Origin of the sequence: Photobacterium sp. TY1-4 (assembly GCF_025398175.1) — a bacterium.
In the GTDB taxonomy this organism is placed as follows: Bacteria; Pseudomonadota; Gammaproteobacteria; order Enterobacterales; family Vibrionaceae; genus Photobacterium.
In genome coordinates this window covers 2,788,148-2,810,871 of record NZ_CP099734.1, presented here as the reverse complement: position 1 = coordinate 2,810,871, position 22,724 = coordinate 2,788,148, and the positions used below count along the sequence as shown (strand labels likewise).

Sequence of the window (22,724 nt, the reverse complement as noted above, 5' to 3'; positions counted from 1 at the left end):
TGACGATAATGAATTGTTTGAGCACATGAGACGCTGGTTTCAATCCGGCGCACCATGGATTTGGATGACGGCCGGCACGGTCAGCCTGAGCCTGGTCGCGGTCCTGGGCTTATTGCTGTTGATCGGCTGGAAAGGACTGAGTTATTTCTGGCCGGCATCGGTGTATCAGTTTGAAGTGGACGGCCCGACGCACCCGCAGGTGCTGATTGGCGAAATTTACGAGGTCCGCTCGGTGCCGGTGCGCCAGTTGGCTGAAGCCGGGCGTGATGTATCCGCGATCACGGGCGATCGGGTCAACCGTTACCTGGTGAAGATTGGCAACCGCGAGCGGGTGTCGCTGGACTTTATTACCCTGCTGGAGCCGGACATCAACAGCCGCACGTTGGCGATGGATGTGGCGGTGATCGATCGGCTGAAGAACGGCAAGTTCTACGGCTATCCGATTGCGTTTGTGGAAGATGGAAAACGCCTGCCGCTCAGTGAGTTTCCGTTTGCCCTGGCCCGCGCCGATCAGATCCGCGCGCAAATCAAGATGCTGCAGGACACGGCGATCGTGCAGGTCAGCCAGCAGCTGGATCAGTTGCATCGGCAGGAACGTCGCCAGGGCACACCGGCAGCCTTCACTCAGCAGCGCGAGCGCCTGGAGCGGCAATTCCGCCAGCTGGAGATGGAGTTAATCGCCCTGCGCCAGCAACTTGATGACCGGGCCCTGCTGGTGCGGGAGATGACCGGGGAGACGGTTCGTCTGCCGTTGGATCAGGTGCTCAATATCTGGTATCCCAACAATATGTCGCTGATGGATAAGGTTGCGCACTGGGGGTATCAGGTCGCGCAGTTTGTCAGCGAAGCGCCGCGTGAAGCCAATACCGAAGGGGGCGTGTTTCCGGCGATATTCGGTACCGTGCTGATGGTACTGCTGATGAGTGTGATTGTGACGCCGCTGGGCGTCATGGCTGCGATTTACCTGCACGAATATGCCGGCAAGAACAGCTTTACCAAGCTGATCCGCATCGCGGTGATCAACCTGGCCGGGGTGCCGTCGATTGTCTACGGGGTGTTTGGCCTGGGCTTTTTCGTCTATATGGTCGGGGGCAGCATTGATGCGCTTCTCTTTTCCGAGAAGCTGCCGACCCCAACTTTCGGCACTCCCGGAATTCTGTGGTCGGCACTGACGCTAGCGATTCTGACGTTGCCGGTGGTGATTGTCTCGACGGAAGAGGGTCTGGCCCGGATCCCGAATTCGGTGCGCCACGGCTCGCTGGCGCTGGGCGCGACCCAGGCTGAAACACTGTGGCGGATTGTACTGCCGATGGCGAGCCCGGCAATCATGACCGGATTGATCCTGGCGGTCGCCCGCGCAGCCGGGGAGGTCGCGCCGCTGATGCTGGTCGGGGTGGTGAAAATGGCACCAGCGCTGCCGGTGGATGAACACTTCCCGTACCTGCACCTGGAGCGCAAGTTCATGCACCTTGGCTATCATATTTATGATGTCGGCTTTCAAAGTCCGAATGTTGAAGCCGCCCGACCCCTGGTGTACGCCACATCATTTCTATTGGTGACGGTGATCGTCGGGTTGAACCTGACGGCGATCGGGATCCGCAATCACTTACGCGAAAAATTCCGCGCTCTGGAACAGTAACGGGACTCAGGACAGTAAATGTTTTCTATTAATTCGACCATCGGCTTATTTCAGCCGGAAGATTTAGCCTCGTTATCCGAAGCAAAAACGGCGATGTCGATCGAGGGCCTGGATCTGCATTACGGTCAGCACCAGGCGCTGTTTGACATCAACATGCGGATTGCCAAGGGAAAAGTGACCTCATTTATCGGTCCGTCGGGATGCGGTAAGTCGACCCTGCTACGTTGTATTAACCGGATGAATGAGCTGGTGGAAGGCTGTCGGGTGGATGGCCGGATCATGCTGCACGGTCAGAATATCTACGACGATCAAGTGGATGTGGCCGCGTTGCGGCGCCGGGTCGGTATGGTGTTCCAGCGTCCGAATCCGTTTCCGAAATCCATCTATGAGAACGTGGTTTACGGTTTGCGGTTGCAGGGGATCAAAAACAGCCGGGTGTTGGATGACGCCGTTGAAAATTCGCTGCGCGGGGCAGCGTTATGGGATGAGGTGAAAGACCGCCTCCATGAGAGTGCCTTCGGCCTGTCCGGCGGTCAGCAGCAACGTCTGGTGATCGCCCGGGCGATTGCCATTGAGCCGGAAGTGCTGCTGCTCGATGAGCCGACTTCGGCGTTGGATCCGATCTCGACCCTGACCATTGAAGAGCTGATCAATGAGCTGAAAACCAAATACACGGTGATTATCGTCACCCATAACATGCAGCAGGCGGCCCGGGTATCGGACAATACCGCGTTTATGCACATGGGGGAACTGGTGGAATATGCCAATACCAATGATATATTCACCACCCCGAAAGAGAAGCGAACAGAAGATTATATTACGGGCCGCTACGGCTAAGGAGTCGATATGGTAGATAACTTCAGTCTTGGCCGGCATATTTCAGGTCAGTTCAATGCGGAGCTGGAAAGCATCCGCACCCATGTGCTGGCGATGGGCGGTCTGGTGGAGCAGCAACTGGCCGACTCGCTCAAGGCCATGCATAAGCAGGACGCCGAATTGGCCAAGCGGGTGATTAAAGACGATCACAAAGTGAATGCGATGGAAGTGGCGATTGATGAAGCCTGTACCCGGATCATCGCCAAGCGCCAGCCTACCGCCAGCGATTTACGCCTGGTGATTGCGATTATAAAAACCATCACCGATCTGGAGCGGATCGGGGATGTGGCCGAAAGTATTGCTAAGGTGGCGCTGGAAAACTTCACCAACAAGCAGTACAACCTGCTGGTGTCTCTGGAGGCGCTGGGGCAGCATGCGGTGCGGATGTTACATGAAGTGCTTGATGCCTTTGCCCGGATGGATGTGAAAGCTGCGGTGAAGGTGTATCAGGAAGATGATCGGATTGATCGGGAATATGAAGCGATTATCCGTCAGTTGATGACCTATATGATGGAAGACCCGCGCTCGATCCCGAATGTGCTGCAGGTGATGTGGTCCGCGCGCTCGATTGAGCGGGTGGGGGATCGGTGCCAGAATATTTGCGAGTACATTATTTACTTCGTCAAAGGCAAAGACATTCGCCATACCAGCCAGGAAGATCTGAAGAGTATTCTGGAGCAGGCGGGGTAGCCCGGCTGGCCAGCTCAAGCGATCTTGCTGTGTTATCAGCATTCTGTCCCGGCCCTGAGGCCGGGATTTTTTCCCATCATCCTCCCGCCGCGATAAGGGGCAGGGTTAATCGTCGCTTTCGAACCGATCCGGGACGAAGGTCTGGCTGTCGACCGGTGCCCGTATATAGCCTGTTTTGTCGATCGACGGCAGCTCGATGTGCGGATACTGGATCTCTTCATAGTGGATATGATAGAGCAAATGGGAGATACAGTTGATCCGGGCTTTTTTCTTGTTATCCCCTTCAATGACCCACCACGGGCATTGCTTGGTGTCGGTGTAGGCAAACATTTTGTCTTTGGCTTCCGAATAAGCTGCCCAGCGGGCACGGGACTCCAGATCCATCGGACTGAATTTCCAGCGCTTAATCGGGGTATGGATGCGCTCAAGAAAGCGCGCTTCTTGCTCTTCGTCGGAAACGGAGAACCAATATTTCAGCAAAATAATGCCGGAGCGTTGCAGCATCCGCTCAAATTCCGGGCAGGCGCGGAGAAACTCTTCGTATTCTTCATCGGTACAGAACCCCATCACTTTTTCGACCCCGGCCCGGTTGTACCAGCTGCGATCGAACAGTACCATCTCGCCGGCGGCAGGCAGGTGCGCAACATAGCGCTGGAAATACCACTGGGTTTTCTCTTTCTCGGTGGGGGCCGGCAAGGCCACGACCCGACAAACCCGCGGATTGAGCTTTTCGGTGATCCGTTTAATTGTCCCGCCTTTGCCGGCGGCGTCCCGGCCTTCGAAGATCACAACCACTTTCATACCGCTGTGTTTGATCCACTCTTGCAGCTTGACCAGCTCGATCTGGAGGCGTTCCAGCTCTTTCTGGTAATCTTTCTTTTTGAGCTTTTTGCCCGGTTTACCATGGGTCATTCCGTTCTCCCTGTCCCTGTGTGACCTGATTCGTCATGATGTTGATGATAATGTGCCTGCACCCTGAGCGCGAGTACGAGAGCGTGGGAGTGTTATCTTTGTCTGACTCCGGTCGGGCAGGAAGAGCATTTGGTTAACTGAGTCGGTGTTTACAAGGGTGATAATTGCACGTCGTTTCATTTTATGCTCATATGCTTCCGAGTTTATGGGTGCTCATGCAAATAGTGCCCAGTTGCAACTCACAACGAACAACATGAAAACAACAATAAAGAAAGGTGACAAATGTATAAGTTGATGTCAGGGGCGCTGACCTGTCTGATCTTGGCGGGTTGTGGCGGCGGTGATGGCGGCGGTAACCCCTTTGCTGATCGCCGGGCACTCGCCATCCAAAGCTGTCCGGCCAATATGACCTGTGATTTTATGCAGGTGCCGAAGGATTATCATGCGCCAAGCGGCGAGATGGTCGAGGTGTTCTATGGGGTGCACAAAGCCCGGGATCCGGCCAATCGGATTGGTTCTTTGATCCTGAACTTTGGTGGCCCGAGCGCACCCGCGGTCGGTGGTGCTGCGGGGATGGCGATGTATGCTTTCCCATCAGATATTCTTGACCGGTTTGATATTGTCGGGATGGATCCGCGTGGTGCGGGTTGGAGCGCCTTTGCCGATGAGCTGACCACCTGTGCAGTGGCTGAGTATAACGGGCGGGGAAGTTGTGATGCCACTTTCCAGCAGGTTGCGCCTTACATGGGGAGTAACACCATTGTCAAAGATCTCGATAGCTTGCGTGCGCGATTGGGAGATGAGCAACTGACTTTCCTGGGTTACTCCTACGGCACTCGCTTGGGTTCATTATATGCCAATATGTTCCCGGAGCGGGTCCGGGCCATTGTGCTGGACTCACCGATGTCCCCGACCGATGCCAATAATGTGGCCATCCGGATTGGCAATACCGCCGGGTATGAAAAAATCGCAGCCTATCGCCTGGACTACGCCAATAGTGAGGGGCGTCCAACACCGGATCGTAAAACCAGCTATGAAACTTTAGCCAGTGATTTGTTTTACGATGTCTACGGGCAATCCAAAAATAGCGCTTTCTCTTACAGAACAACGGATGGTTATACACTGAATTTCGATGCGTTTTCTGGACTGATGAGTATGACGATAGCGCGTGAATCGGATGATCAGCAGCCTTGGCAGAAAGTTTCAGCAGGATTGAAAGAGCTGTTGGATCAAGACAACGGTGCGACATTGGCTCAGGCATTCCCAACCGGGTATACCAAGTCGGCCCAGTCGAAAACCATCTACTCCAGCCTGGAAGATGACCTGCGCGGAAACGCCCACTTTAAAGCGGTGGTTTGTACGGATGAGCGGGTGCCATTGACGGACGCTGAAATCACTCAGTCTGCCTATGACTATTACAATGAATCAACCTTGTATGGTCCAATGACCTATTGGCAAACTGCGGATATGTGTCAGGGCTGGTCGGCACAACGTGATCCGATTGAGCCGGTCCAAAATATGGATTCTAAGCCCGGCGGCAAGCAGATCCTGGTGATTGGCGGCCAGTATGATCCGGCGACGCCATACATTTGGAGTGATCAAATGATGGCTGCGCTTGGTTCGTCCGGGTCTCGGCTGACGATGAACAATTATGTTGATCACGGCTTCAGTTACAGCGGCTTTTACTGTATTGATCAGCCAACGACTGATTATTTGATTAGCCCGGATATGCCGGTTACGGAAGCGGTATGTGATCCAAACTCTTGGTATTCGACCAAGTCGTTCTATGAAGCGAAGAAAGTCCCACACCCAACCGATAATATCATTGGTTGGTAATCTACATCTTTGAGCGACCCCAAGAGCCTGCATTTGCAGGCTCTGTTCGTTTGGGGCTTCGTGGATTCAGACGCAACAGTTTTTGAGGATCTGCGCTACCGCGACAATGTTCTCGGCTCCGGTGACCGGAATCGCAAAGTCATCCTCGGCGCTGCTGCCCATATGGGCCTGCCCGGCATAATGGAACATCCCGCTGGGGATCAGGTCACCAAAGCCAGCGCGGCACAAAGTTCAATGCGGGTGGCACCGCCTTGCTGGGCGAGCGACAGGGATTCGATGTTATCGATACAGACTTCGCGTTGGTATGACATCGCAATCCGATCAGGTTCAGGGGGCGAGGACAGGCAGTTTAAATCTGATGGGGATGAGATGACAACACGTGGTGTCGTGTGTTTGGAGGGGAATCGCTGTGGGGGAATTTCTGAAAGAAGGCAGATACAAAAAGGGCCCGGTGTGTCCGGGCCTCATCATTTTTTGCCATCAAGGCTGACTTTTTCGGCTTTACGCTTTCGCGTTTAGCGCTCACACCGTTGAGTGGGTGTGAGGTAAGACCTGATGGGTCTTACTTGTCAAGGTCTGCAGTGAACTCAGACAGGTAAGCAGCAACGCCTTGTGGAGAAGCGTCCATACCTTTCTTGCCTTCTTCCCACTGTGCTGGGCAAACTTCACCGTTCTTCTGGTGGAAGTTCAGAGCATCAACCATACGCAGCATTTCGTCGATGTTACGGCCCAGTGGCAGGTCGTTCACAACTTGGTGACGAACAACACCTTCTTCGTCGATCAGGAAAGAACCACGGAACGCAACACCAGCTTCTGGGTGCTCAACGTCGTATGCTTTGCAGATTTCGTGCTTCACGTCTGCAATCAGTGGGTAACGAACCTGACCGATACCGCCGTCTTCAACAGCAGTGTTACGCCATGCGTTGTGAGAGAACTGAGAGTCGATAGAAACACCGATTACTTCTACGCCTTTCTCTTTGAAGTCTTCGAAACGCTTGTCAAAAGCGATCAGCTCAGAAGGACATACGAAAGTGAAGTCTAGTGGGTAGAAGAAAACTACCGCTTTTTTACCTTTTGTGAATTCTGCAAAGTTGAAGCTATCAACGATTTCGCCGTTACCTAGAACAGCTGCAGCAGTAAAATCTGGTGCTTGACGACCTACTAGTACCATAAATTGGTGCTCCTATAGATTGGGTTTGTCGCCGACCTTTGCGGTAGGCTCCTGTTTGAACGGGACAAACTATAGCGGAACTGATACATTGAAAAAAGCGGAATAAATAGATTGATGTAATCGGAAATTACGATGAATAAGTTTCCTTCCCTCAAGCAGCTTCACTATCTGGTGACCTTGTTTGAAACCCGGCATTTTGGCGAGGCCGCCAAGCGCTGCTTTGTCAGCCAGTCAACCTTGAGCTCCGGGGTCCAGAACCTCGAAGAGTTGCTGGGGTGCCAGCTGATTGAGCGTGACAATAAATCCCTGGTGTTTACCTCCACGGGCGAAGACGTCGTAGAGCGCAGCCGGGAGCTGTTGGCCCGGACCCAGGATTTGATGGAGCTGTCGAATCATCAGGGCGATGGTATGGATGGCCAGTTGCGGATTGGCTGTATTCCGACGATCGCGCCGTTTCTGCTCTGTGACCTAGTACAGGCGGTCAACCAGCTTCATCCCAACCTGCATTTACTGCTGCGTGAAGATACCACCGCGAATCTGCTGACCGCGCTGCGCAACGGTGAAATGGACGTCCTGATCCTGGCGCTGCCGGTGGAAATCAACGGGATGTACAGTGAGGTTGTGGGGCGGGATGCTTTTAAAATGGTGATTAGCCAGAAACAAGCGGCGCAGGTCTCGAACCCTTTGCGCTACGCCGACTTGCCTGATGAATCCGTCTTCTTGCTGGAAAAAGAACACTGCCTGACCGACCACGCAGTTTCTGCCTGCCAGCTGACCAGTAAAGAGAAGATCAACCCGTTTACCGCAACCAGTTTACATACGTTGGTTCAAATGGTTGCGAACGGGTTGGGAACCACCTTCATTCCTCAGATGGCGATCAATCACGGGATTTTGGATAACCAGAATTTGGTGGTCGTCGAGCCGCCGGGCAAAGAAGCCTACCGTGAAATCGGCCTGGTCTGGCGTCCGACCTCTAGCCGTACACAAACATTTGCCCGTCTGGCGGAGATCGTCAAAGGGCTGCTCTAGCCCTTTTTTGCTCGCCACTCCGACTTTTTGCGATTCTCAGCAGGTTATGCTGTCTTTTATACCCACTTCGATATTTTTAGAGACCGGTGTCCGAGGATGCCGGTTCTGGTTTTGTAGATTTATTCTGTTTCGCTCCACGAATAAATGAAACCAATTGACTAGCAAGTGATGCTGGTTGCGTATAAATCTGGTTTGTTCTCTATACTTAACTGGCTGTTATTTCATCAGAATGAAGTGATTCACTCATAATCCAACTGTTTAAAACGTATTTTTGAACAAGGGTTTGAACCTGCTCATTCTGTAATTTAATTTCGTAACTGGTTACATTTTTTGTCCGATTTCTAGGAACCCGTCAATACCGAGGATTTCGCTGAATATTGTTTTAATTTAGTGTTTTGAGTTATTACTCTATTTTTTGTAATTTGTTGTTTTTATTGGTTTTTGGTTGGTATTTTCTACGGCGTTTCTGCGTGGTGATGCTTGCATTTGATGACTGATTGCGGCAACGTATTTTCAGGGTTGCTACTCAGGTAACGGGTGGCTCAGAGTAGCGACTACTGATGGAAGTGGTGATTAAGTTACATGCTGCAAGGGAGCGTAAGAATGACGGATATAACAACCTCGATGAATCACGAAGTGAAGCTATCGCTACAACCACTACTCACCGATGCACAGAAAGAGATGTTAACGGATGACGCCTTTCTGTTTGTTGAGCGGCTGGTACAACGCTTTGCTTCACGCGTTCCGGAATTGTTAGCGGCCCGTGAACAACGTCAGCAAGCCATCGATGCAGGCGCGTTGCCGGACTTTCTGCCGGAAACCGCCCATATCAGAGAGGACAACTGGACGATCCGCAACATTCCGGCGGACTTGCAGGATCGCCGGGTCGAAATTACCGGCCCGGTTGAACGCAAAATGGTGATCAATGCCCTGAATGCCAACGTCAAGGTGTTCATGGCAGACTTTGAAGACTCCTTTGCCCCGGCCTGGGATGAAGTGCTGGAGGGACAGCGCAACTTACGAGATGCCGTCAATGGCACGATTTCTTATACCCACCCGGAAACCGGAAAGTCTTATCAGCTCAAGGAAGATCCCGCAGTACTGATCTGCCGGGTGCGCGGACTGCATTTGCCGGAAAAACACCTGCTGTGGCAGGGGGAGCCGATTCCCGGTTCGCTGTTCGACTTTGCCCTGTATTTCTACCATAACCACCAACAGCTGTTAGCCAAGGGCAGCGGTCCTTACTTTTACCTGCCGAAGCTGCAAGCCTATCAGGAAGCGGCTTGGTGGAGTGATGTGTTCTCGTTTACCGAGGATGAATTCGGTTTACCGCGTGGCACCATCAAAGCCACGGTACTGATCGAAACCCTGCCGGCGGTGTTCGAGATGGATGAGATCCTCTATAGCCTGAAAGACCATATTGTCGGGCTCAACTGCGGTCGCTGGGACTACATTTTCAGCTACATCAAAACGCTGCGTAACCACCCGGATCGGATTTTGCCGGATCGCCAGGTGGTGACGATGGAAAAGCCGTTCCTCAATGCTTACTCCCGTCTGCTGGTTCGGACCTGTCACCGTCGCGGCGCTTTTGCGATGGGCGGGATGGCGGCCTTCATCCCATCGAAGGATCCGGCGCGCAATGCCTGGGTGCTGGATAAAATCCGTAACGATAAATCCCTGGAAGCGCAGAACGGCCACGACGGCACCTGGGTGGCACACCCGGGGTTGGCCGATACGGCGCGGGCGATTTTTGATGAAGCCTTGGGGGATCGCCCCAACCAGCTGGATGTCAGCCGCGAAGAGGATGCGCCGATCACGGCCAGTGAACTGCTGGCGCCGTGTGACGGAGAGCGCACGGAAGATGGGATGCGTCATAACATCCGTGTTGCGGTGCAATATATCGAAGCCTGGATCTCCGGCAATGGTTGTGTGCCGATTTACGGCCTGATGGAAGATGCTGCAACCGCCGAAATATCCCGGGCCTCCATCTGGCAGTGGATCAAGCACGGCAAGACGCTCAGCAATGGTCAGGTGGTGACGAAAGCACTGTTCGAGCAGATGCTGGCCGAAGAAATGGCGGTGCTGCAAGAGGAAGTCGGGCCGGCGCGCTTTGATCAGGGACGTTACCAGGAAGCTGCGACGTTAATGGCACAACTGACCACCAGTGACGACTTGGTGAATTTCCTGACCCTGCCGGGGTATGACTACCTGAAATAGTGCCTAACAGAATAATAAGGGGCAGTGCCGGCTGCGTGGTCGGCCATGTCCGAAGAAGCCTGAGAAAAGAAAGTCAGCCGATAACGATGACGTTAAACGGATTATCGCTAAATAGAAACGAGGGAAAGCAAGATGACATTGACTCGCCAACAACAAATTGAAGCTATTGAAAAAGACTGGGCAGAGAATCCACGTTGGAAGCATGTAAAACGGACCTATACAGCGGAAGACGTGATTAACCTGCGTGGCTCTTTTGCACCGGCCAATACCATTGCCCAGCGCGGCGCCGACAAACTCTGGGAGCTGGTGAACGGCTCGGCCAAGAAAGGCTACGTCAACTGTTTGGGTGCGCTGACCGGTGGTCAGGCCGTACAACAGGCCAAGGCGGGGATTGAAGCTATTTATCTGTCCGGCTGGCAGGTTGCTGCCGATAACAACACGGCTTCGACCATGTATCCGGACCAGTCATTGTATCCGGTAGACTCTGTCCCGGCGGTGGTGACACGTATCAATAATTCGTTCCGTCGCGCCGATCAGATCCAGTGGGCCAACGGCGTGACTCCGGAAGAGGGGATTGATTACTTCCTGCCGATTGTCGCCGATGCCGAGGCCGGATTTGGTGGGGTGCTGAATGCCTACGAGCTGATGCGTAACATGATTGATGCCGGTGCTGCAGGTGTTCACTTCGAAGATCAGCTGGCCTCGGTGAAAAAATGTGGTCACATGGGCGGGAAAGTACTGGTTCCGACTCAGGAAGCGGTTCAGAAGCTGGTGGCAGCCCGTCTGGCGGCCGACGTTGCCGGCACGACCACGCTGGTGATTGCGCGCACCGATGCCAACGCAGCGGATCTGCTGACCTCAGACTGCGACCCGTATGACAAAGACTTTATCCAGGGCGAGCGCACTGCAGAAGGTTTCTACCGCGTGCGTGCCGGCATTGATCAGGCGATTGCCCGTGGTCTGGCTTATGCACCGTATGCTGATTTGATCTGGTGTGAAACCGCGACACCTTGCCTGGAAGAAGCGCGTAAGTTTGCCGAAGCGATTCATGCGCAATACCCGGATCAGCTGCTGGCGTATAACTGCTCGCCATCGTTCAACTGGGAGAAGAACCTGGATGCGGAAACCATCGCCAAGTTCCAGCAGGAGCTGTCGGACATGGGCTACAAGTATCAGTTCATCACCCTGGCGGGAATTCACAACATGTGGTTCAACATGTTCGAGCTGGCGCACGCGTATGCGCAGGGCGAAGGTATGCGCCACTATGTTGAGAAAGTTCAGCGTCCTGAGTTCCAGGCCGCAGAGAAGGGTTATACCTTCGTTGCGCACCAGCAGGAAGTGGGCACCGGTTACTTTGACAAGATGACCAATGTCATTCAGGGCGGTAACTCTTCCGTCACGGCCCTGACCGGCTCGACGGAAGAAGATCAGTTCTGAGTCGGACCCTTAAAATCCTAGCAAGATGTTGTTATCTTGATTGGTGGAGCAGATGCGACACCGTTGAAAATGAAGTTAATTCGTGACATTTACTGTTGTCTTCTTGGGAGCGTCTGACGCTCCCTTTTTTTGTTTGTGCGATAGCAAAAAAGTGAGGACGGTTCGGGGAGACGTTTCAAGTGAGCCCGTCCGTTTGCCGGGCGCAGAATTGGTCGGCGGCAGCAATGATCTGGGGGTAAATGCTGAAAAACTGCTGCTCAAGCTGGTCATAGTGCCGGTTGATATCCGCCGGGCAGTGGGCGAGTTGGTAAAGCCTGGGGCGTCGGCCGGCCATACGCTCCAGCGCCGTTTGAATGGTGCTGACATCCTGGTATTGCAACAGCCACTGCTGCTGCCACATTCGGGCCATGGTCAGGTGGTAGGCCTCAGGAGCCGTTCCCTGATAGGCCGTCACTTCGGCGCGGGCATCGTTGACGAATGTCGTTAGCGGCAGGGGGTGGTAGTGCTGCCAGTGCCTAGCCAGAAAGTGATCCCAGGCGATGTCCAGCGCGATGCCGCTGACTCTGCGGGTTTGCGGGCTGAAGAGTTCCCGGCAATGCAGCACTTCCGGCATGGCATCAATATAGCTGTCGACGAAGCGGTGTAGCCGGATGCCGTTGGCAACCTCCCGGCTGTACATCCGGTCCGGATCCCCGCGGACAAAGTCAGCCAGCAGGTTTCCGGCCAGGTGGCTGCGGCAGTGATCGGCCAGATGCAGGTGGGCAAGAAAATTCATAGACGCGGGAGGTGCCTCCTTCAGGCTTAATAGCGAGCATTGTCGGCCTCTGGCATCTCTTCTTCCGGGGGATCATTCTCTTCCTGGATCTCCAGCAAGTTGATCGCAATGGCCACAAAGTCGTTGTCGGTAATGATGCCGACCAGTTTATTGTGGTCCAAGACCGGCAAACAACCAATATTGTGCTTTTGCATATAGAGCGCGGCCGCCTTCAACCCGGCTTGGGGCTCGACGCTGAACAACTGGGTATGCATGCACTGTTTGAGCGGTATATCGAGGGCGGAGATAAAGCTGGTTTTCTGGATTTGCTCCAGGCTGGATTCCTGAGCAGAGAGAATATCCCGCTGGCTGACCAGGCCGACCAGGTGGTTGTCTTGATCCGTGACGGGCACGTGATGGATCCCTTTTTCCGTCATCAGTCGCTTGGCATCGGCCAGCGTATCGGACGGGGTGAGAGTATGTGGGTGCGGCGTCATCATATCGGCGACAGTAAACATATGGGCCTCCGTAGCAACTTAGGTTCACTTTCTACAGCTAACGCTCTGATAGAACTGTTTTTCCTCCTTTGAATGTAGCGAATCGCGCGGCATTTACCTATGACACCTGTCAAACAAATCGGTTGTTATTCTCATGTTTAATACTTTTTTCTGAAAGGTTAAATCTGAGGCTGTCTTATAATCAATAAACGACCCGCCAAGTAGGTATAACTTGATGTATAAGTTGTTGTTTGGCTTATTGTTATATTGGTTTTTCGTCTCCGTTTCTGTGGCTTTTGCCACTGAAGAAGCAGCCCGTACGGATGGTGTCACGGCCAAAATTGTAGGCGGTGTGGAATCCGGAAATCAGGATATTCCCTGGCAAATTTATCTCAACCTGACCTTTCCCGATAGCAACGGCGGTCAGAGCACATTCGTTTGTGGTGGGGTGGCGATCAGTCAGGATCTGGTGCTGACGGCAGCCCATTGTTTACAGCATGGGGCGACGACCGTCACGGCGAATAATATTAAGGTGTGGGGCGGGATCACCAGCGTATTTTCGGCCAATAACCGTAATGCCGTCGCAGTGACTGAGCTGGTGATCCACCCGTCTTATAATTCGGCCCGGTTTGCCAATGATATTGCGCTGCTGAAGCTGGCCACTCCCTTACCGGATGGGGCTATCCCAATCCGCATGGCCGATCGCGCAACGCAGGGACGTGCGAATACTGCGTTTGCCAACGGCTGGGTTGCCAATGGTGCCCGACCGGCGAACCTGCTGGTCTCCGGCTGGGGGAGTACCGATCCGCAAGACATGAATTCCGGCGCCTCGACCCTCCGCTATACCTTGTTGTCCGGGGTACCGGATCGGACCTGCGATGCCCAGTGGGGGGCGAATGTAAATACCGGTGATTATTCGATTTTTCTTTGTGCCGGATCGGTGGCGCCGGATCTGGCCCGGGATAGCTGCTTCGGTGACTCCGGTGGGCCGCTGGTGTGGCAGGATCCGCAAGCTGCGGCGGATCCGGACTTCGGCCTTCGTCTGGTCGGGTTGGTGAGCTTTGGTAACGGCTGTGCGGTGACCGTGCCTGGTGTCTATACCGAAGTGGCTGAGTTTCAAAGCTGGATTGATGCCCAGGCAGGCAGAACCCTGAGTAGTCAGCCGACACCGGAATTTACGGTTAACCTGCTGAGCGGCGATATCGGCAATGCCGGCAGCGGGATTACGGTCACCACGCCGGACAGTGACGAGAGCGCCGGCGGCCTAGGGGCCGGTCTGCTGGGATGGTTGCTGCTGATGGCACTTTGGCGTCGTGATCCGTAGCCGGTGTGTTCACCACCGGCATCTGCGCATTATTGCTTGCTCTTGCCGTGGGGCAGCGATACCCAAACGACTTCAAGATGTCGTCTTTGCCTAAAGCCAAGCAATTCTCGCTGAACATCGCATCTTGAAGTTGTTTGGGTATATACTACCGGCCTGCTGTAATTTAGGGCCCGATAGATGCAAGTTTCAGATTTTCACTTTGACCTTCCTGATGAGCTGATCGCTCGTTATCCGCAACCTGAGCGCACGGCCAGCCGCCTGCTGCAACTGAACGGTAATACCGGTGAGCTGCAGCATAAAGGCTTTAAAGATGTGCTGGATCTGGTGCAGCCGGGTGATTTGCTGATCTTTAATAATACCCGGGTGATCCCGGCGCGTTTATTTGGTCGCAAAGCCTCCGGCGGTAAGCTGGAAGTGCTGGTGGAGCGCATGCTGGATGACAAAAGTATTCTGGCCCATGTGCGCGCCTCGAAATCGCCGAAACCGGGCACTGAATTACTGTTGGGTGAAAACGATGACTACCGGGCAGAAATGGTGGCCCGTCATGATGCACTGTTTGAAATTCGTTTCAACAGCGAAAAGACGGTGCTGGAGATCCTGGAAGAAGTCGGCCACATGCCGCTGCCGCCTTACATTGACCGTCCGGATGAAGACGCGGACAAAGAGCGTTACCAGACGGTCTATAACGCCAAGCCCGGCGCTGTTGCGGCGCCGACCGCCGGCTTGCACTTTGATGATCAGCTGATGGCTGATCTGAAAGCCAAAGGGGTGAACTTTGCATTCGTCACCCTGCATGTCGGTGCGGGAACCTTCCAGCCGGTGCGGGTGGATAACATTAACGATCACCACATGCATGCGGAATACGTTGAAGTACCGGAAGACGTGGTGGCGACGATCCAGGCAACCAAAGCCAACGGTGGCCGGGTGATTGCCGTCGGTACCACCTCGGTGCGTTCGCTGGAAAGTGCAGCCCAGGATGCGGTCAAGCAGGGCACCGAGCTGAAAGCATTTTTCGGCGATACCGACATTTTCATCTATCCGGGCTATCAGTTCCAGCTGGTGGATGTGCTGATCACCAACTTCCACCTGCCGGAGTCGACCCTGATCATGCTGGTCAGTGCCTTTGCCGGCTATGAACACACCATGAATGCCTATCATCAGGCGGTCGCGAATCAATATCGCTTCTTCAGCTACGGCGATTCCATGTTTATCACCCGTCAGACAGATTGAACTTAAGCTGGGAAGTCAGTGTCACTTAAGGCTGCATTTGTTAAGATTGCAGCCTTTGTCGACTTTGTCGCCCTGAATATGAAATCCGCCGGCTTCAGGCTCGGCGGATGGTTACCTCATCTCAGGCAGATGGCTTGGGGTGTTTTTATCCCGTAAGGGAATGAATGTCAGATTGTTTCTCTGGCTTTTGGAGGTTTTGTGAAATTTGAATTGGATAAAACTCAGGGACGCGCCCGTCGCGGACGCCTGAAGTTTGAGCGTGGCACAGTCGAAACACCGGCATTTATGCCTGTGGGTACGTACGGCACCGTAAAAGGCATGACACCGGAAGAAGTACAAGAAACCGGTGCGCAAATTCTGCTGGGCAACACTTTCCACTTATGGCTGCGCCCGGGGCAGGAAGTGATGAAGCTGCACGGCGATCTGCATGACTTTATGCAATGGCAGGGCCCGATCCTGACCGATTCCGGCGGTTTTCAGGTGTTCAGCCTGGGGGATATCCGCAAGATCACCGAAGAAGGTGTTCATTTCCGCAACCCGGTCAACGGCGACAAGATTTTCATGGACGCTGAGAAGTCGATGGAAATCCAGTACGACCTGGGTTCTGACGTCGTCATGATTTTCGATGAGTGTACGCCATACCCGGCAACGCACGAAGAAGCCAAACAATCGATGGAGATGTCTCTGCGTTGGGCCCAGCGCAGCCGGAACCATTTTGACAAACTTGGTAACAAAAATGCACTGTTCGGTATCGTTCAGGGTAGTGTATATGAAGACTTGCGCGATGTTTCCGTGAAAGGTCTGACAGACATCGGCTTTGACGGCTATGCTGTAGGTGGCCTGGCCGTGGGTGAGCCGAAGGAAGAGATGCACCGGGTACTGGAGCATACTTGTCCGAAACTGCCGGAAGACAAGCCGCGTTACCTGATGGGTGTGGGTAAGCCGGAAGATCTGGTGGAAGGTGTTCGTCGTGGGATCGATATGTTCGACTGCGTGATGCCGACCCGAAATGCCCGGAACGGTCATCTGTTTGTGACTGGCGGTGTGATCAAGATCCGCAATGCGAAACATAAAACCGATACAAGCCCTCTCGATCCGCACTGTGACTGTTACACTTGTCGCAACTATTCGAAGGCGTATCTGTATCACCTGGATAAATGTAATGAAATCCTGGGTGCGCGCCTAAACACAATCCATAACTTGCGTTACTACCAGCGACTGATGGAAAGTATCCGCAAGGCGATTGAAGAAGATCGTTTCGATGCCTTTGTAGAAGAATTCTATGCGCGTCGGGACCGTGAAGTTCCACCGTTAAAAAACGCTTAACAATAAACGAGGACGTTATTAAATGAGTCTTTTCATTTCTCAGGCACACGCCGCAGCTGAAGGTGCACCACAGGGTGGCGGCATGCAACTTTTCATCATGCTGGGTCTGTTCGCAGTTATTTTCTATTTCATGATTTACCGTCCGCAGGCGAAGCGTGTGAAAGAGCACAAGAACCTGATGTCCTCCATGGGCAAAGGGGATGAAGTGCTGACCAACGGCGGTCTGGTCGGTAAAATCACGAAAGTTTCTGAAGAGAATGACTACATCGTGATTGCCCTGAACGACACCACTGAAGTTACCATCAAGAAAGATTTCGTTTCTGCTGTACTGCCTAAGGGTACAATGAAATCTCTGTAAAATTCGCTTTGAAGGATCTTAGCAGTGTTAAACCGTTATCCCTTGTGGAAGAACCTGATGGTGGTGTTTACACTGATCATCGGTTTGCTTTATGCACTTCCCAATGTTTACGGTGAAGATCCAGCGATTCAAATCTCCGGGGCGCGTGGCGCCTCGGCAGATATGGCCACGCTGGATGCTGTCACCGAAGATTTAAAACAACATCAAATCTCCTATAAATCTGTCGCCTTCGAAAACGGTACTGTACTGGTCCGCTTTAATGATACTGATACCCAAATTAGTGCGCGCGACATCCTGAATCAACAGCTCGGCGATAACTTTGTTGTTGCGCTCAACCTTGCCCCTTCTACGCCGGACTGGCTTGAATCCATCGGCGCAACCCCAATGAAACTGGGCCTTGACCTGCGCGGCGGTGTGCACTTCCTGATGGAAGTGGATATGGACGCAGCGATGGAAAAACTACTGGGTCAGCAGGAAGAAACCTTCCGTACCGAGCTGCGTGAAGCCAAAATTCGTTATCGCGCCATCAGCAAGACCGCCGATGCGGTTGAAGTCCGGCTGCGTGACGCCGCGCAACTGGCGGATGCGAAAGCAGCGCTGGTGAAGCTGCATCAGGACATGCTGTTTACCGACAGTGACCGCAATGGTCGCTTTGTGCTGTCGGCGCAGTTTACCGAAGCGCGCCTGAAAGAAATCCGCAACTATGCGGTTGAGCAGAACATTACGATCCTGCGTAACCGGGTCAATGAGCTGGGTGTGGCTGAGCCGCTGGTTCAGCGTCAGGGTGCCAACCGCATCGTGGTTGAGCTGCCGGGCGTACAGGACACCGCGCGGGCCAAAGAGATCCTGGGCGCGACGGCAACACTGGAGTTTCGCGAAGTGGACAGCACGGCCGATCTGGCTGCGGCTGCGTCTGGCCGGGTGCCGCCGGGCAGTGAAGTGAAGCTTACCCGTGACCAACGTCCGGTGGTGCTGAAAAAACGTGTGATCCTGGAAGGCTCCCATATTACGGACGCCAGCTCCAGTGCCGATGAATACGGCCGTCCGCAGGTGAATATCTCGCTTGACAGCGAAGGCGGCAGCAAGATGACCGCATTCTCGCGCAACAATGTCGGCAAGTTGATGGCCACCGTCTTTACCGAGTACAAAGACAGCGGTGAGCGTGATCCAAACGGCAAAGTGATCCTGGAAAAACACGAAGAAGTGATCAACCAGGCCACGATTCAGACCGCACTGGGCCGTAACTTCCGCATTACCGGGATTGATACCCAGTCTGAAGCCCATAACCTGGCGCTGCTGTTGCGTGCCGGTGCATTGATTGCGCCAATCTCGATTGTAGAAGAGCGCACCATTGGCCCGTCAATGGGTCAGCAGAACATCGACATGGGTATCCAGGCGATGATCTGGGGCATGATTGCGGTCATGCTGTTTACGCTGGTTTACTACCGTCGCTTCGGCCTGTTTGCCAACCTGGCACTGCTGATGAACCTGGTGATGATTATCGGGGTGATGTCGATGATCCCGGGCGCGACCATGACGTTGCCGGGGATTGCCGGGATCGTTCTGACCGTCGGGATGGCGGTGGATGCCAACGTCCTGATTTTCGAGCGGATCCGGGAAGAGCTTCGTGACGGCCGCAGCCCGCAGCAGGCAATCCACCAAGGTTATGCCAATGCGTTCAGCACCATTGCCGATGCCAATATTACCACGCTGATCACCGCGATCATTCTGTTTGCGGTCGGTACCGGCGCGGTCAAAGGCTTTGCCGTGACCCTGTCGATTGGTATTTTGACGTCGATGTTTACGGCCATCATCGGTACCCGTGTTCTGGTGAACCTGGTGTACGGTGGTAAGCGCATCGAAAAGCTGTCGATCTAAGGAGACGCTGACATGTTTCAAATAATGAAAGCGGATAAAGTGATCGACTTTATGCGCTGGTCGAAAGGGGCGTTCCTGCTGTCGATCTTCATGATCGTGGCGGCCATCGGGACCGTGACGACGCAGAAGCTGAACTGGGGCCTGGACTTTACCGGCGGGACTCTGATTGAAGTCGGTTTTGAGCAACCGGCTGATCTGGGCCTGATCCGGGAGTCGCTGGAAAATGCCGGCTTTGGGGATGCCATTGTGCAGAACTTCGGCACAGCGCGGGATGTCATGGTTCGCCTGCAACCGCGTGAAGATGCGCAGGGCGAAAAACTGGGGAACCAGATCATTGATGCGCTGCGTGCCGGGACCGGGCTGAATGTCGAGATGCGCCGGATTGAGTTTGTCGGCCCGAATGTGGGCGATGAGCTGGCGGAAGCGGGTGGTCTGGCGATCCTGGTGTCGCTGATCTGTATCCTGCTGTACGTCTCAATGCGCTTTGAATGGCGTCTGGCCGCGGGCGCGGTATTGGCGCTGGCGCACGATGTCATCATCACCGTCGGGATCTTCTCGTTCACGCAGATTGAGATCGATTTGACGATTGTGGCGGCGCTGCTGACCGTGGTCGGTTACTCGCTCAACGATACCATCGTGGTGTTCGACCGGATCCGGGAAAACTTCCGCAAAATGCGCAAGGGTGGGCCGGCAGAAGTCATGAACAGCTCGGTGACCCAGACCCTGAGCCGGACCCTGATCACCTCGGCGACGACCCTGTTCGTGGTGATTGCGCTGTTCCTGAAAGGCGGCAGCATGATCCACGGTTTTGCCGCAGCGCTGCTGATTGGTATTACCGTCGGGACTTACTCGTCAATCTATGTGGCTTCGGCGCTGGCGCTGAAACTGGGGATCACCCGGGAGCACCTGATGCCACCGCAGGTTGAGAAGGAAGGCGAAGAATTCGACGCCATGCCTTAAGCCGCAGGCGCGTGCTGGCAATATTGAGGAAATCCGGGCATCAGCCCGGATTTTTTTATGCTCACTCCGGGTCGGCTTGGTCGCTTGGCGGCTGATCCTGCTCAGGTGGTTGTCGCGGAGGTGGATCCTGTTTCGGTGGGTCCTGCTGAAGTGGCTCATGCGGCGATGTCTGGGGCGGAGAAGCTGGGTGGGAGATGATATGAACATCGCGCTGCGGAAACGGAATCGACACGCCCCGGTCGGTCAGGGTGCCGTACAGGGTAAAGAGCAGATCGGAGCGGACCACAAACATCTGACGGACATCGCGGATATAGCAACGCAGCTCAAACAGCAGGGCACTGTCACCCATCTCGACAAACAAGACGTTGGGCTCCGGGTAGGAGAGGACCATCGGATGTTCTTCTGCTGCCTGTTGCATAATCGTTTTGACCAGGTTCAGATCGCTGCCGTAGGCGACGCCGATACTGACAATTAAGCGGCCGTGGAAGCTGCGCAGTGTCATGTTTTTCACCGTCCCGGCAATCAAATCCGAGTTCGGAATCACGACATCGTGTAGATCGAACGTCTCAATCCGCGTCGAGCGGACGGCAATCTTTTTGACAAAGCCCGAGTAGCCCGAGACCTCAATCCAGTCCCCTTCCTTGATGGGGCGCTCAATCAGCAAAATGATCCCGGAGACAAAATTCGACACGATGGTTTGCAGACCAAAACCGATCCCGACCGACAGTGCCCCGGCCACCACGGCCAGGCTGGCGAGGTTCAGCCCGGCGGCGGAGACGGCAATAATCGCCGAGAGGGTATAGCCGACGTAGCCAAACCCGGTGACCAGTGCGGTCTGGGCGCCGATATCGGTTTTGGTTTTGGGCAACACCGAATGGCGCAGCACATATTGCAGCCAGCGGGTCAGCAGGATCCCGACAAACAGGACGGTGAACAGGGTGATCACTACATTGAGTGACAACCGGGTATCCCCAATCGCAATGCCGTCCGAGAGCAGGCGCCAGACTTCAGCGATATCCGTGGGGCGGGCACCCCAGGTCAGGGCGAGCAGGGGCGCGAGCGCCAGTACGATGATGATCACCAGGAACACCGAGAGCAGCCCCTGTTTGGCTTCTTCCCGGTCGGCGAAAATATGGGACAGCAGGTTAATCAGGCCGTAATAGACCAGGATGGCGAAAGCTAGAAGCCCCATCGACATCACCATCGGAATAATAGCCAGGCGGGCCAGGCTGTCATAGCCGACGGCAACAAAGAGGACGCTCAGAATACTGGAGATTTTCATCAACAGGATCAAGGTGGTGACGACGCCCTGGCTGGCGGTACTGGTGGCTTCGCGATCGATTTCCTCGGGAGCGGTCTGGCTCAGGAGCGTGGCCAGGCGCCAGAGCACCAGGCTACCGCAGGTGATGGCCAGCAGGGTAAACACAGCAATGGATTCAGTACTGAACGGATAGTCTTTCTTCAGCGCCCCGACCAGCGAGATCAGGCAAAGAAAGCCCCCGAGCATCAGGCAAGTCCGCTTGCCTTTTCTGGCAATGGCATCCGGCACGGCAATGATCCGCTGAGCCCGGGTGAGCGGGCGAAACAGCAACAGCCCCAACCAGTCGCTGATGACGATATACAACAGAATGGCCGGCAGAGCGGTGTTGAAGGCTTGGATAGACGCCAGCTCCGGGGAGATGGCCTGAAACCCCGTGATGAAACCGAACGTCCCCAAAGCCGGAAAGAGAATTTTCAGGAGGGAGCTCATGAGGCTGAGGAGCAGCGCCTGGATTTTGGACTGGGCCTTTTCGACCATTTTTTCCATCCGTTGATAGACCAGGGGCTGGAGCTTGGCCAGAAAGGCTGCCGTCGCCAGGATCAGGGCGGAGAACAGCGGCAGGGATGCCAGCCAGGGCCGTCTGGTGTCGCGATCGCTGAGAAAGCTCGCAAATTGTGTGGCGGTCTGACGGTTGTAATCGAGGAATTCACGTGCTGCGAGCAGCCAGCGGCTGGGCAACAGCGGCGTCGGGCTTTGCGAAATCAGTTGCTTGACAATGCTCTCCCGAAGCAGGGTGTCAATTTCGCCGATCAGTAAGTTAGCCCGCTCATAGGCACCTTCAGCATAATAGATGGGACCACTGGCCACGGCCAGCGCCTGATCAAGACTGGCCCGGCGAGTGGCAATCACTTCCGGCTCACTCTCTCCGTCGGCCGGGGGAGCGCCCAGCGCTTTCAGCTGGGCTTCCAGCGCCCGGACTTCAACATCTTTGTAAGTGGCCAGCTTGTAGGCCTGATCCCGTTGCTCGGCCAGCTGACTGCGGACTTCTTCCAGTCGGCTGGTGTCATGGCTGTGCTGACTGATCAACTGCTCGGCCTGCTTGGCTGTGTTTTCCCAGCTCTGGCGTGGCACGGGCTGCGCCCATGCAACCTGACAACACATCAAAAGGAACATGATCGTCAGCGGCAAGACGTGGGATGTCGCAGACCGTTTGGCAGGAAAGCCTGATGGGATCACATTGTGGTGCATAGCGGCACTCCTGCGGAATTCGGGCTGCTTACGCGGTTTTGATGTGCCCGGACAGAGAGAAAACACAATGTAGAAAGGATA

At 54.5% G+C, this 22,724-nt stretch carries 19 protein-coding genes and 1 pseudogene; 13 read left to right on the top strand and 7 right to left on the bottom strand.

Annotated features, from left to right (window positions below; all coding sequences use genetic code 11):
- Positions 1–25: 25 nt before the first annotated feature.
- From pstA to phoU, 3 genes are read left to right on the top strand one after another with little or no spacing between them, the layout of a single operon-like run.
- The gene (pstA, locus tag NH461_RS13160; protein ID WP_261600789.1) at positions 26–1,639 is read left to right on the top strand and encodes a phosphate ABC transporter permease PstA; all 1,614 of its coding nucleotides are present in this window, start codon (positions 26–28) and stop codon (positions 1,637–1,639) included.
- A gap of 18 nt (positions 1,640–1,657) precedes the next feature.
- Complete coding sequence (pstB, locus tag NH461_RS13155) at positions 1,658–2,476, top strand: phosphate ABC transporter ATP-binding protein PstB (RefSeq protein ID WP_261600788.1); 819 nt, start codon at positions 1,658–1,660, stop codon at positions 2,474–2,476.
- Between the two features lie 9 nt (positions 2,477–2,485).
- Positions 2,486–3,205, top strand: a complete 720-nt coding sequence (phoU, locus tag NH461_RS13150; protein ID WP_261600787.1) for a phosphate signaling complex protein PhoU — start codon at positions 2,486–2,488, stop codon at positions 3,203–3,205.
- 105 nt (positions 3,206–3,310) lie between these two features.
- On the opposite strand, the gene ppk2 is transcribed toward phoU, so the two are convergent.
- Entirely contained in the window at positions 3,311–4,117 is an 807-nt protein-coding gene (gene ppk2 / locus NH461_RS13145; protein WP_261600786.1) for a polyphosphate kinase 2, read from the bottom strand.
- A gap of 282 nt (positions 4,118–4,399) precedes the next feature.
- Between ppk2 and NH461_RS13140 the strand changes: the two genes are divergently transcribed.
- A complete protein-coding gene (locus NH461_RS13140; protein ID WP_261600785.1) occupies positions 4,400–5,953 on the top strand; it encodes an alpha/beta hydrolase in 1,554 nt (517 codons plus the stop codon).
- Positions 5,954–6,019: 66 nt separating this feature from the next.
- Here the strand turns inward: NH461_RS13140 and NH461_RS13135 are convergent, their stop codons facing one another.
- The 3 genes and pseudogenes from NH461_RS13135 to NH461_RS13125 all read right to left on the bottom strand — a co-directional run bounded on the left by NH461_RS13135 (position 6,020) and on the right by NH461_RS13125 (position 7,124).
- Complete coding sequence (locus NH461_RS13135; RefSeq protein ID WP_261602938.1) at positions 6,020–6,142, bottom strand: hypothetical protein; 123 nt, start codon at positions 6,140–6,142, stop codon at positions 6,020–6,022.
- A gap of 20 nt (positions 6,143–6,162) precedes the next feature.
- Positions 6,163–6,264: pseudogene (locus NH461_RS13130) on the bottom strand (copper homeostasis protein CutC); the annotation flags it as partial.
- 251 nt (positions 6,265–6,515) lie between these two features.
- On the bottom strand, positions 6,516–7,124 hold the full coding sequence (locus NH461_RS13125) for a peroxiredoxin (protein ID WP_261600784.1): 609 nt from the start codon (positions 7,122–7,124) through the stop codon (positions 6,516–6,518).
- 132 nt (positions 7,125–7,256) lie between these two features.
- Here NH461_RS13125 and NH461_RS13120 point away from each other — a divergent pair, with 132 nt between their 5' ends.
- From NH461_RS13120 to aceA, 3 genes are all read left to right on the top strand, one after another.
- A complete protein-coding gene (locus tag NH461_RS13120; protein WP_261600783.1) occupies positions 7,257–8,153 on the top strand; it encodes a hydrogen peroxide-inducible genes activator in 897 nt (298 codons plus the stop codon).
- Positions 8,154–8,756: 603 nt separating this feature from the next.
- Entirely contained in the window at positions 8,757–10,370 is a 1,614-nt protein-coding gene (aceB, locus tag NH461_RS13115) for a malate synthase A (RefSeq protein ID WP_261600782.1), read from the top strand.
- Between the two features lie 132 nt (positions 10,371–10,502).
- On the top strand, positions 10,503–11,807 hold the full coding sequence (gene aceA, locus NH461_RS13110; protein WP_261600781.1) for an isocitrate lyase: 1,305 nt from the start codon (positions 10,503–10,505) through the stop codon (positions 11,805–11,807).
- Positions 11,808–11,982: 175 nt separating this feature from the next.
- On the opposite strand, the gene NH461_RS13105 is transcribed toward aceA, so the two are convergent.
- The gene (locus NH461_RS13105) at positions 11,983–12,582 is read right to left on the bottom strand and encodes an ACP phosphodiesterase (RefSeq protein ID WP_261600780.1); all 600 of its coding nucleotides are present in this window, start codon (positions 12,580–12,582) and stop codon (positions 11,983–11,985) included.
- 26 nt (positions 12,583–12,608) lie between these two features.
- Positions 12,609–13,079, bottom strand: a complete 471-nt coding sequence (locus NH461_RS13100) for a CBS domain-containing protein (RefSeq protein WP_261600779.1) — start codon at positions 13,077–13,079, stop codon at positions 12,609–12,611.
- Positions 13,080–13,293: 214 nt separating this feature from the next.
- Here NH461_RS13100 and NH461_RS13095 point away from each other — a divergent pair, with 214 nt between their 5' ends.
- The 6 genes from NH461_RS13095 (at position 13,294) to secF (ending at position 20,134) form a co-directional block, all read left to right on the top strand.
- Positions 13,294–14,382 carry a S1 family peptidase gene (locus tag NH461_RS13095; RefSeq protein WP_261600778.1) on the top strand — a complete coding sequence of 363 codons (1,089 nt, stop codon included), beginning with the start codon at positions 13,294–13,296 and terminating at the stop codon, positions 14,380–14,382.
- Positions 14,383–14,559: 177 nt separating this feature from the next.
- The gene (gene queA, locus NH461_RS13090; protein ID WP_261600777.1) at positions 14,560–15,612 is read left to right on the top strand and encodes a tRNA preQ1(34) S-adenosylmethionine ribosyltransferase-isomerase QueA; all 1,053 of its coding nucleotides are present in this window, start codon (positions 14,560–14,562) and stop codon (positions 15,610–15,612) included.
- A 198-nt stretch (positions 15,613–15,810) separates the two neighbouring features.
- Positions 15,811–16,938 (top strand): tRNA guanosine(34) transglycosylase Tgt, encoded by a 1,128-nt coding sequence (gene tgt, locus NH461_RS13085; protein ID WP_261600776.1) that lies wholly within the window; start codon positions 15,811–15,813, stop codon positions 16,936–16,938.
- Positions 16,939–16,960: 22 nt separating this feature from the next.
- Complete coding sequence (gene yajC, locus NH461_RS13080) at positions 16,961–17,296, top strand: preprotein translocase subunit YajC (RefSeq protein WP_255388380.1); 336 nt, start codon at positions 16,961–16,963, stop codon at positions 17,294–17,296.
- Between the two features lie 24 nt (positions 17,297–17,320).
- A complete protein-coding gene (secD, locus tag NH461_RS13075) occupies positions 17,321–19,174 on the top strand; it encodes a protein translocase subunit SecD (RefSeq protein WP_261600775.1) in 1,854 nt (617 codons plus the stop codon).
- A 12-nt stretch (positions 19,175–19,186) separates the two neighbouring features.
- Positions 19,187–20,134, top strand: a complete 948-nt coding sequence (gene secF / locus NH461_RS13070) for a protein translocase subunit SecF (RefSeq protein ID WP_261600774.1) — start codon at positions 19,187–19,189, stop codon at positions 20,132–20,134.
- Positions 20,135–20,195: 61 nt separating this feature from the next.
- On the opposite strand, the gene NH461_RS13065 is transcribed toward secF, so the two are convergent.
- Entirely contained in the window at positions 20,196–22,643 is a 2,448-nt protein-coding gene (locus NH461_RS13065) for a DUF3772 domain-containing protein (protein ID WP_261600773.1), read from the bottom strand.
- Positions 22,644–22,724: the final 81 nt, after the last annotated feature.